This is a genomic window from Photorhabdus africana (assembly GCF_035181445.1).
GTDB lineage: Bacteria > Pseudomonadota > Gammaproteobacteria > Enterobacterales > Enterobacteriaceae > Photorhabdus > Photorhabdus laumondii.
In genome coordinates this window covers 118,141-132,640 of the sequence record NZ_JAXBVE010000007.1, presented here as the reverse complement: position 1 = coordinate 132,640, position 14,500 = coordinate 118,141, and the positions used below count along the sequence as shown (strand labels likewise).

Sequence of the window (14,500 nt, the reverse complement as noted above, 5' to 3'; positions counted from 1 at the left end):
CTTTTAAATTTTTTGCCAGTTGATTAATAAATGGCGATCCAGCCAAGGCAATTTGGCGATATTTAATGGCCAGGGCCAGTCAGCTAATAGTGCATCAAACGGTTGATATTGAATTGTGATGTTGATTTCCTGTTCATCTATTCGTAATTCTCCCGCTCGTTGTAAAAATAATTGGCGAACATCATTGCGGCTTAATTTTTTCCAGCCAGGAAGTTGAGTAATAACGGTATCCAGCCATTGCTCTGTTGCCAACTGTTGTTTTGGCTCAATGGGCACTGATTCGATATTTTCATCAGCCATGAGTCCACATAAAATAGGATTTAATCCCTGGTGTTCTATCGGTGCCTTTTCAGTTCCCCAAATTAGGTAATCAAGGAAGACAACGGCACTGAATTGAGCTTGACGATGGATAAATTTTTGCTTTTCAAGTAGACCGAGTTGATTAAATAGAGCAGGTAATATCGGCCATAAAACCAATACTCCAGCATTATTTACCTGACGAAGAAGAACTTGTTCAGGTAATAAAGTTGTTTCAGAGAGTTGTGTGTTATCAATTCGATGTTGGTTATGGTTATTTTCTTCTGTTGTAATAAAGTATTCCGATAGGTATTGGTATTCTCCATCCGATAGATGTTTTTTACAACGTTGTGAAATTGGTACTGTTTGCCAAAGTTGTTTTAACCAGTTATTTAATGGAATATGGTTGGCTATAGCATGGCGAAATAATGTAATAATAGGTGCTATATTAATTGCACCGTTATTAAGTTCAGTCGTGATACGTGAGATAATTTTTGCGTCGGATTCAGGTATTTCCTGTGTATTATGCTGTTGTATATATTTCAAAGCATTTAATATCAGTTGGCAGGAGGAAATGGGTTCCTCCTGATGCTGCGGTGTAATTATTTTTTCCGATAATTTATGATTAATGGCAGTTAATAAAATGGGCTCTCTGATAGACAAAAGTTTTTGTAAACTATGTTCAGATAAACAGCTTTTTGCTAATAAGAGTGTCCAGTTGTTTTGTATCTGGGGTAATTGATTAATTAATTGCTTAATATTGATGTCAGTAATTTCACTATTCTTAATCCCTTCTATTTGGTTTGATATGGAGTTTTTTTGCTGTAAGTAATGAATAAATTTCTCAATATCAGTCTGATTATTTACCTGATATTGGCTTAATGCTTGATTTAATTTAGCATTAAGCCGAGCAGGAAACAGTGAATTAAAATTATGTAAAGTTATTTCGCCAAGATTCAAGGTGAGTGATTCCAAATAGATATTTTGGTTAATGACATATTGATTAAAACAGAAGTTGATTAACTTATTTATATTGGATTGATTTAGTAGGGAGCCATTTAATACTTTTTTAGCTGCCTGCGTGTTATTAGCTGAAATAATAATGGTTATTCGGTTTAACATATTTTGCTCAAAGACCATGTTTATATTTCCTTTATGGTTAGTAAATGTAATCAAGCGTAAAAATATGAATGTGAAATATGTTATCATAATTAACTGGAGTTTTTATTTATAATATATCTCATATTATAAGGCGCACATTGTTCTAAATGTTTATTAATTATTATAGTACGTTGATTTTCGGCTGAAATTTTTTATTATTATGATGCATCAGGTATAAAATTTTCTTCGGATGATGAAGTAGTAGGTGGTTTTCCGAGTGTTAATGTTTTTAAAATTTCATATGCTGCGTCCCCTAAGGAAGCGCCGTTGTTTTGCCAGCGTTTGTAGGTGTTGGCAAAATCATTAAAATGTTCTGGTGAAAGCCAATGAATAACGAGTGAAATATGAGCTGGTAATTCGGCTAAAATCTCAGCTTTCACCCAAGATTCTATTTCGTATAGATCAACTTTGTCACTGCCAATTAGCTCGCGATTCAGTACCACACTGACCACAAATGAAAAATGATCAGCTTGGACATATCTTTCTCCGGAAAAATGCCAGTGATAGAGTGATGCTATTTCCTTTCTTGGGAAATTATTTATTGAGTCTGATTTTTTTTTAAGTAATATTTGTCTCTTAATAGGATTAAATTTCTTTACGCATGCTTTAATTTCATGATTTTTATTATCATTTAGAGTGATTTCGTCATCCTTTCCAATCATGGCAGGGAAGTGGCTTTTGTCGTTGATAGTAATCCAGTATTCTTTTTCTGCTTCACTTGAGGGGAGATGATCGGCATAAACCAGTTGATAATCTATATCTTCCATCCACTCTGAGCTGTTTTGCCAGCTTAGTTTATTTTCTTTAAATGCTAGTTGCACCTTTTCTAGATTTTCTTTTAAAACATTACTGTTATTGATGTTAAGGGTGAATATATTTCCTGTTACCTCAGTGATCATCTGATTCAGCAAAAGGCGATTAGCATAACCTATATTGATAATTAAGTTAATAACTTGACCTCGTAGTAACTTACCTGCGGAACCTATTTGCGTGATTGTTAATTGCTCATTTTTGACTTCGATATTATTAGGGATTGTCTTATTATTGTATTCCTGCGTAGGTTTTACTGGTAAGAGTTGCCTATGTTCAATTAAATAAAAAGGAAGGTTAGCTAAGTCTGGTTTTTCTTTAAAACATTCCCCTCCCAGACCCAACCGGGCAGCGATACGTTTTTGCAGTGCTGATACCTTATCAATACGAACATTATTACGTTGATAGGTTAGTTCTGGTTGTTGAGCAAGATATTCTCGTTGAGTAGATAGAAAATCTTCCTGAGAATTTGAGGTTTGTGATAGGAGAGGGGTTGCACATTGCGCCCCAAAATATCGTAATAGATAATCTAGAATGATTAATTCTTTAGCATAGTTTTTATTATTATCAATTTTAGCTTCGTTATTCACTTGGTCAATTAAATTAGGTTTTATGTTTTGATGAACATTTTGACCCACACTATTTTCTTGAAAAGGCCATTGAGTACCATGTACATTATTTCCTCGTTGTTTAAAAGCCAATAGTTTTGGTAACAAGGCGAGATTAGCACAGTTATTAGCTAGCATTTGTTCAAAAGGTAACATGAACTGATGTAATTGTATTTTCTGCTGAGTATTAGTTTGTAATTCATAGCAAGCAGGTAATTTATTACTCACTGGATAGTAATCCAGAACCTTACGATGTTTTCCCCAATTTAATAATTCAGGCTGTGTATTAATCAGAGGTTCTGAAATTATTTTTTCTTTTACCTGTTGTTTAATCACGTTGGCTTTAATCCCTCCTTTGGCGGTAATGATGAGAGGGCTTGATTCTGAGGTAATTAATGCTAATGGATCGTTGCCCCATAGTCTGGGATAGTATCCCTGATCGATTTTCCAGGACCAATTATCATTTGGTAACTTAGAAATCTTTTCATTATTATCATCTAATGTGAATCGGGTAATGCTTTGAACGCCTTTGATTGTTAATAATTGGTTAACCAAAGGGCTTAGATTTAATATCATAGGGTTGTTGTAATCCTTAACCGGAGGTAGTTTGAGTATCCAGCCGTGATTCAAATAAGGCCCATCAAAAATTTCTTCATGATCGTAACCCATTTCTTTCATTTCTTGGGTGGTATAACGTAGTGGTTTTTCAAGAATCATTTGTTCCGCTGTTGTATAAACTTTAGCAAATATATCAGCGATATCTTTGACATCATCATCAAGCTGAATATCAATCTTCAATGAGAGATCGATGGGTTCTAGCCAAATAATTTTGCTGACTGATTCACCCAAATTGCGATTGTCCCTCAGAAAATCTTCCAACTTTTCCTGAGCTTGATTTTTTTTATTTTGATCTTCTTCGATTTCCCGGCTAGGGAGCAAATAAAGCCAATAGTTTCCCCTCAGTGTTAATTTTAATTGTGGTGTATTTTCGTATTGGTCTTCAATAGAACTATCTTGATCTTCAATAGAACTGTCTTGAACTCCAATAAAACTATATTGATCCTCAATAGAACTATCTTGATCTTTAATAAAACTGTATTGCCGCTTTTGTTTGCTATACCAGTATGTATAGCGTTGATCTTCAGGTTCATGAATAAGCTGTACATCATTAAAGAGAAAATAGCCATCACTTTGGTCGTTGCTATGCAAATCTAATAAAGCCCGGCGATAATCCTCTTCGGTGATGGGTCCGCAGGTTAATATTTGTTGTGGGCCAAACTCCTTAGGGAAAATACCATTGCGGAGCGTTTGTTCTTCTTGTTTAGGAGTAAGAAGATCTTTCAGTGGTAATGAATGGCGGTAAGCTAAATCAGATGCCCCATAACAACAAGCTTCTAATAAGGTGATCCCCGGATCATTTTCCCCCATATCGTTCCAACATTGGCCGGATTGTTGTTCAATAACGGTTTTTGCCTGAGCAAGTAAAGAATCAAAGGCAATATCGTCTTTGATAATGGGAAATAGCATATCTCGATTATTCATTTGTGAATTCCTTCGTTTAGGGATTTTTATTTCCAGACTAAAATCAATACTTCGTCATCGTCGGCTTCAACACTTTTACCTATGACATCAGTGGATGGACTGCCTTTTTTTAAAGTCAAACTAGTGACCCGTTCAACCCAAGGTGATTGTTGAATGGTGGCTAATAACTGGTAATAATCAATGCGGTTACCTGGTGTTACGCCAATAGCTGTATTTTCTCCCCACGGCATGTATATTCGACTCAGTTCCTGTTGTAATTGATGACGACCATAATCGGGGTTAACGCCTGGAGTAAATATCAATTCATAGGTAATCGGGACATCAACGTATGTGGGATTCTTAATTTCAATGGTTGTCCAAGGGCTGCTTAATTGATCTAACCATTCGACCATCTCAGTTAATCGAGCTTGGTTCAATTCTGGGCGGAGTGAATCATCATTATCTTTGTAGCGATTATCAGGAATGACAATTAATTGGCGTTTTTCTGGTGCTGGTATTTTGGTTAATTCATTGATAGAAGGGTATTTGACATCAAATATGCTAACAAACCGCTCTTTTAGTAAGGTGACAATATCGCCCCAATTCAATGCTCGGTTACGATGGGATAGCCGTGCAGGAACCTGTTTCAGGAAGGTTTGCTCATCTTCTTTTGGACGACTATTCCAAGATGCCCAAGGTTGAGCCACTTCACTGATTGCAACGGATGAGTTCACCGGCTGTTTAATGCTGTTGGCGGCTAATCCGTTTAACAAGTGATCCGACGCAATGGTTTCTACGTTAATTAGAGTAGCGGTTATAGCGTTATACAGCAGACCTTTAATTTTTGGATAATTAGGCGATTTTTCACCAGATACCTTTGGTATCATTTCGGCTTTTAGCCAGTATTTATGTGTTGGCATGAGGGAGGTTTGATTTGAAGCATCCTGAGGTAATAGGGCACTCCAACTTCCTTTATCAAACAGATTGCGGGTTTGGTCATGAATTGGTTGAGTTAATGGCTGCCAAGTATTATTTTTATTAAGATAAAACCAAGATAAAGGGAGTTCTCTAATACCTTCTAATTGCCAGTACAGGGATAAAGTTTGCCCCGGTAATACATCGGTAAAACCTAAATAAAATGTGTCATTGGCTGATGACGATATATTTGCTTGGCTCCAGGTTTGGTCGCCTAATTGAATACTGACATCATTGGATGTTTCACTAAAAAGTCGAATACCGTTTTCAGGTAATTCAATGTTATCTGTGTCGCTTAATAGGATTGCCGACTTCCAATTACTATTATCTTTCCGATGCCAACGTAGATCGGTTAGTTTCCCTTGGTTCGCTAATAAATCAGCATCTGATGCATATTGTAACGGATTTCCGGCACTATCTTGCCCGGCATCAAATAGGGTTCCTTTAGGGATAAGATATTCTGCATTATCTGTATTTAAGGTAATGCTTAAAGCAACGCTATCTGCTTGGCCACTTCTCGGTTTCAGTCCCAATAATTCCCGGTAATAGAGATCACGATGCCGTGCCGGAAAAGTATTAAATAAAACTTTGGTTGTTTCTAACAGTTTTAAAAAAGATAATATAAAAGTTTGATGAGCCGGTAAATGTCCATCGGCTTTATTAATGTTTTGGTAAATATCCGCTAATTTCTCGGGAGTATTTTTATGAATAAAGTAGAAACTGTCCCAGAACTTATTTCTATCTTGATCAAAAGGGATTTTTGCCGCATATTCTTTAAGCCAGTTTAAAATATCCAGTGTACTTCTTTCATCAAGTTTAAAATCTGTCTCTGGTACGATAGCGGCGAGTTTATTTTTTAATTCGGTAAGTCCCATATTATACCACCTGTTATTTTAATATATTGCTGATGGTTTTGTACAATAGAATCGTTATTTAATAATAAATTTTTAAGCGTTATTTATCCGGCACTGACGGTATATTGGCTGGCAATAAAACGGCCTTTCCCCATACTGGGTGTTGTGATATCCGGTACGCCTGACGGATTAATCGCTGGTTGTGTCGGGGTAAAACGAGCAGTAAATTGTTGCCCGACAATAATCACTGAGTCAGGGCTACAGCAAAAGTTTACTTGCTGGCTGGTATCCAATTGGGCAATGGTGACTATACCCATGCCGAGTGTTGGATGGCTGGAAGTAATATATTGCGCTTGAAGTTGTACCTTTTTTTCATCACCCACAATGGCGATCTTTTTGCCCTGGATTTGCGCGTGCCCGCTGCCTTTAATAATTGCCGGTCCCAAAATAGTGACCTGCCGGTTACCAAATAATGGCTCAAATAGCAGACTATCACCATCGACTATTAGTTGTTTGCTCATAAAGTTACCTTTGCCTGACCTTCGTTGATTTCGAGAATGCTTTCAAGTTGTTGAGTGATTGCGCTGCCTCTTAAAGCATAGGTCACTTGAATATGTAAGGTATTCGGTGAATTTGTTTTTTGGGTTACCTGAATATCGGTGATTTCTGCGCGGGGTTCATAGCGCAATACGCGTTCTTCAATGCGGGTTTGAATCTCCGATAACAATTCATCACTGATATTTTCAAACATATAATCATTCAGGCCACAGCCATAATCTTCACGCATAATCCGCTCACCGGGTTCAGTTAAAAAAAGGATTTTCATACTTTGGCGAACATTTTCGGCTCCTTTGGCCATTGCTACGCCAGTCTCAAGAGAAAACTGTGGCGGAAATTTCCAGCCGCGCCCATAAATATCGGCTAATATTTTGTTTGTCATTTCAATACCTCATTACTGTGTTAAGTTAATTTTCGCGCCTTTAATATCGACGCCAGATTTTCCTGTGGCCGACAGAGATTTTTCTGCTTGTATGTTAATTTCTTGAGCTTGAGTGATGAGATTTTTCGTTGCATTGAGCGTAATATCTTTATCCTGTTGCAGAGAAACTTTATTTTCTCCGCTATTAAGTGCCACGGTGTTTTCCTTATTATCGAATATTAATGCCTGTTGTTTATCTCCTTGCTTAATAACTAAGGTTTTCACCGGATTTTTTTCACTGGGTTCTAACGGCGGTTTATTTTTAGGATTATGCATGGAACCTAATATCACCGGAAAACGGGGATCACATTCAAAGAATCCGATAATCACTTCATCTCCCGGTTCTGGATAAAAGCAAAATCCGCTTTCATGACTGGCATAAGGTTTACCTAGCCGGGCAAAAAGGACACCTTGAGTTAGGTTTAATGCCGGTATTCTGACCGGGATACGCCCCAGCGATTGGCTGTCTTGCTGATATTTTTCCACGATACCGATATGTAACTCTTTCACCTGTGGCACCGGCGGTTCCATATCTGGCCGCATGCCTAGAGTTAATCGAGTGCGCCAGCCTTGCTTCTGATTAATTATCTGATGTATGCCGGTGATAATCCCTTGACCATCCATTCCTTGACCAAAGCCATTTAACGCCAGAACATCCCCCGGTTGGTAATGATGATTGCCTTCGATTTCAAAACTGCCGGATATATTATGACTGCGTAAGTTATCCATAATGCCTTGAGCAAGATGTTTGGCTTGTTCATTATCCAATGGATAGCTGTAAGCCCATTGCCACTCTTTATCGGCCAGTGCGGCGATACTGTCCACGGCTAATTTATGACTGCCAAGCCGACTGTTTTGGGTATTGATTGCTTGAGAAAGCTTTTGTTGAGTAATATCCCAAGCGCGGACACTCACCGTTTTAGGACTGTATTGGTTATTCCACTGGAGATCCGCTTCAAATAGCACAATATCTTGAGCATTATTGGCATGTCGATGAAGGGTATGTACCGTTGATTGATTCAGGGCCTTGGGTGTTATCAAGGTAACCGATTCGTTGCCGGGCAACAGCCAGGTGTTAGTGGCAGTCAATCGGCTTTTTAGAAATGCCCAGTCATTGCAACGGAATTGCACCATTTGTTCATGAACGGTTTTAAGTTGAGGCGCCTGCTTTATCGTCGTTTGGATGCCATTTTGATTGAAGAGTTTTTTGATAATCGCTTCATCACTCTGTTTATTGAATAGCTGTGAGTGAAAGCTATGGGTTAATTTTTGCAGGTGATGTTTTGCTGTCAGGGTAATGATGCTGTCTTGACCTTTAAGCCCCAGATTCTGCCGAACGATGACTCCTTTAAACAACACGGTTTTTTGCATTTGCACAATCACTTCATGGTTCGGACGACAGCTTGCCAATTCATCCTGTGTTTTGGTGTCGAAGATATGGTTGACATCACCGGCGATACCTAGAGTGATGTTGGCCGAAGGGATGCCGTTGATGTGATGGTTGGTTGTCAGGCTGATCACGGTAAATTGATTAAGTGTCTTACCACCTATTTTGATAGTTACTGAGGGTATTTTCATGCATCCCCCCGAGCTTGTAGGGTCTGTCCGGGGGTAAAGTCATCAAGATTATCCAGACCGTTTTGCCATGCCAACGAGAGATAATTGATACCACCGGCCAGAGAAGCGCCAGCACCTAAGGCGATTAAGGGTAAGGAAAGCATGTCAGTCACGCTAACCGCAGTGGCCGGAGGCGATTTTAACTGTCGCTCGGTAGCCTGAATAACAAAGCTTTCGTCTGCCACCAGAGATAAGGTCGCACTGGCCCGTAATGGGGTGGCGTCTCGGTCAAACAAGGTGTAGCTGATGGCAAGGCCACTGGCCCGGCAGGCAAAATAACCCTTGTTTTCCCAACGCATTTTGCCCCATTTGATTTTAAGAAAGTGAGGTACTTTGGTGCTGGCATCAACCGCACACAGGGATTTCAGCGTTGCAAGCTGTGTTTCTATTGGTGTGTTATTGCCGGGCATTGATGCATCAAACAGCAGGACTAAGGATAATCCGGCGGGCTGAGATAGCACATAACGGCTGCTTTGGCTGGCACGATTAACACTTTCATCCTGTTGGTAACGGGTTTGGTAATCAAGCTGAATGGTATCGGGGTTATACATCGCCTGTAAGCTCCCCACGGAAACTTTTCCTTCCCGGTCTTTGAAGGCGGAAAGGGTGAGTCTGGATAAACCACGTTCAATTAAACTCATAAGCACCTCCTGTTTCACGTAATGCTTCTAATACCTCCCGTTTCACCATCTCAATTAAACGGGCGTTATCCAGTTTTTCCTGAGCTAATGTTCGAGGGGAGAGTTGATCACTCGTCGGATCGATGACTTTCGCCTGAATAATCAGTTCTTTAATTTCTACCGTCATGCTTTTACTCCTAACCAGCGCATATCCTGATAACGTAATTCCAGAGAGTTCACCAGTACAGTGTTGCTATTAGCATCGAAGTCGCTGGTGGACCAGCGAACTGGCAGCGCGTTACTGACTGTCCAGCTTGCTACGGGCAATGATTGTTCATTCAGTAGCATGATAACGACATCGGCATACATCGCTTTCTCACCACGCAGAACGCGATCAAACACTAAGGTGAGCGGTGTGATGGTCATGACACCACGCTCTAGCATCAGGCTGCCATGTTGGATCTTCTCGGCTAGCCAAATATTTCTGGCGTTTTCTCCACCTTGGCTGTGTTGGGTGGTTTGCAGTTCTCGGCTCAGGCCCGATATGCGCTGAAAGGCGATATCAAGTGGGCTGGGAATGCTATTAAACAGAAAACTGGCGATAAAACGGTGCGATACTGATGGGGTGTATAAGTTGTGCATGTTTTTCCCCTGTTTGGATTAGTTACGGATATCAAACGTCAGACTCAGCTCAATAAATTCCGCCGGAATTAACAGGGCCAGCTTGATTTTCATGATCATCTTTCCGGCCAAGATATCGGTTTCACTCATTGATTCATTAACACCCAGTAACACCTCAAATGCCTGATCTTCCTTTGTGCCTCGCAATCCACCTTTTAGCCATAATTGACGTAACCAGTTGTGGGCTTGACCTTTAAATTTCATCCAGGTGATGGCGTTGTTGGATTCAAAGACAAAGGCTCGACCGAGTTGGGTTATATGAGTTTCGATATAGGAAACCAGACGGCGAATTTGGATATAGCGCCAGGGGGAACCCGGCGTGTTGTCCAGCGTGCGGCAGCCCCAGATTTTAATCCCTTTGCCGGGGAAGCTGCGAACCAGATTCAACGAAGTGCCTTCTTGATTAAGATTAAGGAGGACACCTGCTTCAATGTAAGAGCGTACCGGGCTGATCACTTTGGCTAAAGCAACATTGGCGGGAGCAGTCCACACCCCTTTTTGGTGGTCATTGCGTTGAATGACGGCGGCGATCGCAGCAGTAGGTGAAAGTACGATATGTTTATCTTCTTCCTGATAGGTACTTATCAGTCTTGGCCAGTATACGGCCCCCCATTGGCGATCACTTGAGGAAAAATCAGCCAGACAATCAGCAGCTAGTGTTGGATCGTCCGGGGCATCCAGTAACCCCATGATCCCGCGCCGACTTTTACAAAGTTCAAGTATTGATTGCCATGCTTGTTGCCAAAGGCTTTTTTGAGTGTCGGGATCATTAAAACGGGTAGTGTCAGGCACAACAATCAATGTGATTTCACTTTCTGCGGAAATGGCTTGTTTTACCCATGCTTGTTGTAGGGTGGTGATCAATAGTTGGAAATGGGTTGACGATTGATAATCACCCAATGACAGTGCATAGGCTTGTTGCCCGCCGTTTTCAAAGAAGTGACGCACGGAGTAGTACATTAATCCTGATTCACCAAATGCTTGGGTAAATTCGGTCAGGCTGTTTAGTTTGACGGCAGTTTTGTTGCTTGGGTTTTCTTGGGTATAACCAATAAAAACGGGGACACCGATAAATTCATTGTTTGGTGGCAGGGATATACGGCTTTCCGTTATCGTGACGCCCGGCTGTTTTGTCTCTGTTGTCATTATCATCTCCTCAATGATTGAATAGACGCGGTGTTAAACCGCGCCTCAATAAGGTTACTGTGCTACGTATTGTGAAAATTGAAGGATAATAAATTCAGCCGGACGCACTGCGGCCATACCCACTTTGACGATCATTTTGCCTTGCTGAATGTCAGTGTCGGACATGGTGATACCTTTACCGATCTGGACAAAGTAGGCTTCCTGCGGCTTATTTCCCGCTAGGGCACCTTGTTGCCAAAGTTGATAGAGGTAGTTGTCAATGGCTGCTTGTACTCGTTTCCAGGTGGGTTGGCTGTTAGGCTCAAAGACGGCAAATCGCATTGCCCGCTTGATGTCTCGTTCCGCTGCATTAAATAAACGTCGTACTGGAATGTAGCGCCAGTTGTCTGTTTTATCTAACGTACGGGCCCCCCAAATTAGCGTACCTTTGCCGCTAAAAGCACGGATGGCATTAATACCGGCTTCATTCATGGTACCTTGCTTATCATCTGTGATCGGCTCGGATGGTTTGGCATTATTCAATGCCACATTAGCGGGGGCTTTCCAGACGCCACGACTGGCATCGGTCGCCGCATAAACACCCGCAACGGCAGCGCTTGGGGGTAAGGTAATTTTAGTGGACTTTAATTTGTCATCGACGGCTTTTTTAGCTTTAGTGTATTCCCCTAGAGAAGCCGTTTTCAGTTTGGCTAGAGTTTCAACACCGCCATAGCCATCTAGCTTAATATCAGCATCTGCTGGTTGGCTATAAGTAAAAGAGGTCTCTAGATTAGGGTAATAGACAGCGGTTTTATCCGGTTGAGTAGTGGGTTTATTTTCCCCATCTGTACTATCAGCGAGTAGGAAGTAACCTACTTTTTGCTGTAATAAGGAGTTTACCGCCCCGTAGACCTTTTGTTTTAGTGTTACATCCGTTTCAGGGCAGACCAATAAGGTGATCTCTTGTTGTTTTTCAATCAGGTCTGGCAGCTTTGCTAATTCTGATTCATCTGTCGTTATCAATGGCAACAGATAACAGACTCCACCGCCATGACTAAAATAGTGCTGTACAGCAAAGGCACTGAGAGAAGTGGCTGTGACGGTAACGGCATAGGTTTTTGAGGCATTTTCACCCACATTTGTAGCCTTTACTGATACGGCCGGTGAAAGTGAAAACTGTGAGATAAAATCCAACCAACTGGTGATTCTAATACAGCTTCCCTTTGCAGGTTGATTCCCGTCTTTGTCAAAAAATTTACCAATAAAGACGGGAATGGCGGTTGGACTATTGCTAATTGATAGCGATAGTGAAGCGTCCTCTTCAATATAAACGCCCGGTGTGGCATAGGTTGCGGAAGTCATGGGGTTTTCCTTAAATAGGATAAGTATGAGGTGATCTTGAATCGATTATTCGCCCCATTAAGATTGGGCAACATTTTGGGTAAATTGCAGAATAATAAATTCAGCAGGACGAACCGCGGCCATACCGACTTTGACAATCATTCTGCCCTGTTTGATATCGTCATCGGTCATGGTTATCCCTTTACCGATTTGAACAAAGTAAGCCTGTTCCGCTTTGTTACCGGCTAATCCCCCTTGTTGCCAGAGGGCATAAAGATAGTTATCGATCGCACGATGTACCGCTTTCCAAGTGGGTTGACTGTTAGGTTCGAATACCGCGAAACTCATGGCATTTTTGATATCTCGCTCTGCACTATTAAATAGGCGGCGAACCGGGATATAACGCCAGTTATCACTATCATCAAGTGTGCGAGCGCCCCAGACGGTGACACCGGTATTTGGAAATTCACGGATCATATTGATGGCTTTACCGGTGTTATAGGTACCTTGCAAATCATCAGTGACTTTAAATTTCGGTTTCACCCCGCCTTGTAATACAACATTTGCCGGTGCTTTCCAGACACCTCGGCTGTTATCGACACTGGAATAAATACCGGCCATCACGGCGCTAGGTGGAATATCAACGCTGGCTTTATTTTCTCCCCATTCAGCGGTCAGCCAAGGGTAATAAACGGTAGCAAAAGAGTTTAGATCATAATCATTTTGGGATGAGCCATTAGAATTTAACTCTGTGGTTGGACCATCCAGAATGGCGAATAATCCTTTGCCCGATTGGCAAAGTGTACTTACCGCATTTTTGATATCTTCTCCGGCAGCAACCAGTAAGGTGACATCATCCAGTTTTGGAATTTGGTTTGCTAAGTCGTTGGTTTTGACAAGATAGCCATATCCACCGCCGTTAATAAAATAGGCACGCAGTGAAATATCAAGTTTGTCGTTAGAATTAAATTTCCCGCTTTTTAGTGTCAAATATTCCAACCAACTATTAATTCGGATAAAAGGATGTTTTGATAATAATGAATTGCTATTTTCAACTGCAAAAACAGGCACTGCCGTTGCACTGGAACGAACGGAGAGTGATAGTGAGGCGTCCTCTTCAATATAAACGCCGGGATGGGTTGGTGTTATTGGCATATATTGCCTCCAATTATTGAGCGATATTTTGCATGAATTGTAGAATGATGAATTCAGCCGTTATTCTGGCGTTTTAGGCGGCCTGAATCATTACTCTATCCGCAGTGAGTTTTATCTCTTGAACTGCGATATCATTGCTGGTGGCATCAAAAGAAGGGGAGGTTAATGACGTTGGGAACGCATTTGCCACGCTCCAGCTCATTAAAATTTCGGTGCCGGCTTCATTGGTCAGGCTAATTGAAACATCTTTTTTCTCAACCTGATTAAGCTGAATGGAATTAAGCCAGTCAAAAAGTTTAGTATCCCCAGGGAATACCCCTTTACGCAGCGTAATATTGATCAACTGGCGTTGACCCGGCATTTTATAGTGATTACCGGTACCATCTTTATATTCTATTACATCATAAGTGATATCTAGCCCTGAAACGTTGTTGAAAGGGATTTGTTCATCACCAACGGAGACAACGAATCGATAAGTTGGTATTGGGTAATCAACAGCAATTTGTTCTGTAGTTACGGACATAGTTTATTTCCTTAATTTATTATTTATAGAGGGTAGGTCAGTGCGGTTATCGCTTTATTTCTCTTGGTATTTAGCGATAGACAATAGCTACCGCACTAACCTGTTTATATAGGAACGTTACTCGGTGAATTTGAGATCACATTAATGATCACTTTGAATTATAGTCAATTCACATTAATTTCAAATATCAATTATTAATATTTAAAATTATCAATCAATAAAATAATTTCGAT

13 protein-coding genes are annotated in these 14,500 nt (G+C 40.7%); all 13 read right to left on the bottom strand.

The window, feature by feature from the left end:
• Positions 1–3: 3 nt before the first annotated feature.
• Positions 4–1,437: a contractile injection system tape measure protein gene (locus SLS51_RS06265; protein ID WP_323836530.1), complete on the bottom strand. Its 1,434-nt coding sequence runs from the start codon at positions 1,435–1,437 to the stop codon at positions 4–6.
• 179 nt (positions 1,438–1,616) lie between these two features.
• On the bottom strand, positions 1,617–4,418 hold the full coding sequence (locus SLS51_RS06260) for a baseplate wedge protein (RefSeq protein ID WP_323836528.1): 2,802 nt from the start codon (positions 4,416–4,418) through the stop codon (positions 1,617–1,619).
• Positions 4,419–4,444: 26 nt separating this feature from the next.
• On the bottom strand, positions 4,445–6,247 hold the full coding sequence (locus tag SLS51_RS06255; protein ID WP_323836526.1) for a baseplate J/gp47 family protein: 1,803 nt from the start codon (positions 6,245–6,247) through the stop codon (positions 4,445–4,447).
• Between the two features lie 83 nt (positions 6,248–6,330).
• Positions 6,331–6,747, bottom strand: a complete 417-nt coding sequence (locus tag SLS51_RS06250) for a contractile injection system spike tip protein (protein ID WP_323836524.1) — start codon at positions 6,745–6,747, stop codon at positions 6,331–6,333.
• Complete coding sequence (locus SLS51_RS06245; protein ID WP_323836522.1) at positions 6,744–7,166, bottom strand: GPW/gp25 family protein; 423 nt, start codon at positions 7,164–7,166, stop codon at positions 6,744–6,746. The genes SLS51_RS06250 and SLS51_RS06245 overlap by 4 nt, the downstream gene beginning before the upstream one ends.
• Before the next feature lie 12 nt (positions 7,167–7,178).
• Positions 7,179–8,783, bottom strand: coding sequence for a phage baseplate assembly protein V (locus SLS51_RS06240; protein ID WP_323836520.1), 1,605 nt, complete (start codon positions 8,781–8,783; stop codon positions 7,179–7,181).
• A complete protein-coding gene (locus SLS51_RS06235; protein WP_323836518.1) occupies positions 8,780–9,463 on the bottom strand; it encodes a CIS tube protein in 684 nt (227 codons plus the stop codon). Before SLS51_RS06235 ends, SLS51_RS06240 begins: the two co-directional genes overlap by 4 nt.
• Positions 9,450–9,629, bottom strand: a complete 180-nt coding sequence (locus SLS51_RS06230; RefSeq protein WP_113026746.1) for a DUF5908 family protein — start codon at positions 9,627–9,629, stop codon at positions 9,450–9,452. The genes SLS51_RS06235 and SLS51_RS06230 overlap by 14 nt, the downstream gene beginning before the upstream one ends.
• A complete protein-coding gene (locus tag SLS51_RS06225; protein ID WP_323836516.1) occupies positions 9,626–10,084 on the bottom strand; it encodes a phage tail protein in 459 nt (152 codons plus the stop codon). Before SLS51_RS06225 ends, SLS51_RS06230 begins: the two co-directional genes overlap by 4 nt.
• An 18-nt stretch (positions 10,085–10,102) precedes the next feature.
• Positions 10,103–11,269, bottom strand: coding sequence for a phage tail sheath family protein (locus SLS51_RS06220; RefSeq protein WP_323836514.1), 1,167 nt, complete (start codon positions 11,267–11,269; stop codon positions 10,103–10,105).
• 54 nt (positions 11,270–11,323) lie between these two features.
• A complete protein-coding gene (locus SLS51_RS06215; RefSeq protein WP_323836512.1) occupies positions 11,324–12,610 on the bottom strand; it encodes a phage tail sheath family protein in 1,287 nt (428 codons plus the stop codon).
• A gap of 57 nt (positions 12,611–12,667) precedes the next feature.
• Positions 12,668–13,744 carry a phage tail sheath family protein gene (locus SLS51_RS06210; RefSeq protein WP_323836510.1) on the bottom strand — a complete coding sequence of 359 codons (1,077 nt, stop codon included), beginning with the start codon at positions 13,742–13,744 and terminating at the stop codon, positions 12,668–12,670.
• A 73-nt stretch (positions 13,745–13,817) separates the two neighbouring features.
• Positions 13,818–14,267, bottom strand: a complete 450-nt coding sequence (locus SLS51_RS06205; RefSeq protein WP_011146620.1) for a phage tail protein — start codon at positions 14,265–14,267, stop codon at positions 13,818–13,820.
• Positions 14,268–14,500: the final 233 nt, after the last annotated feature.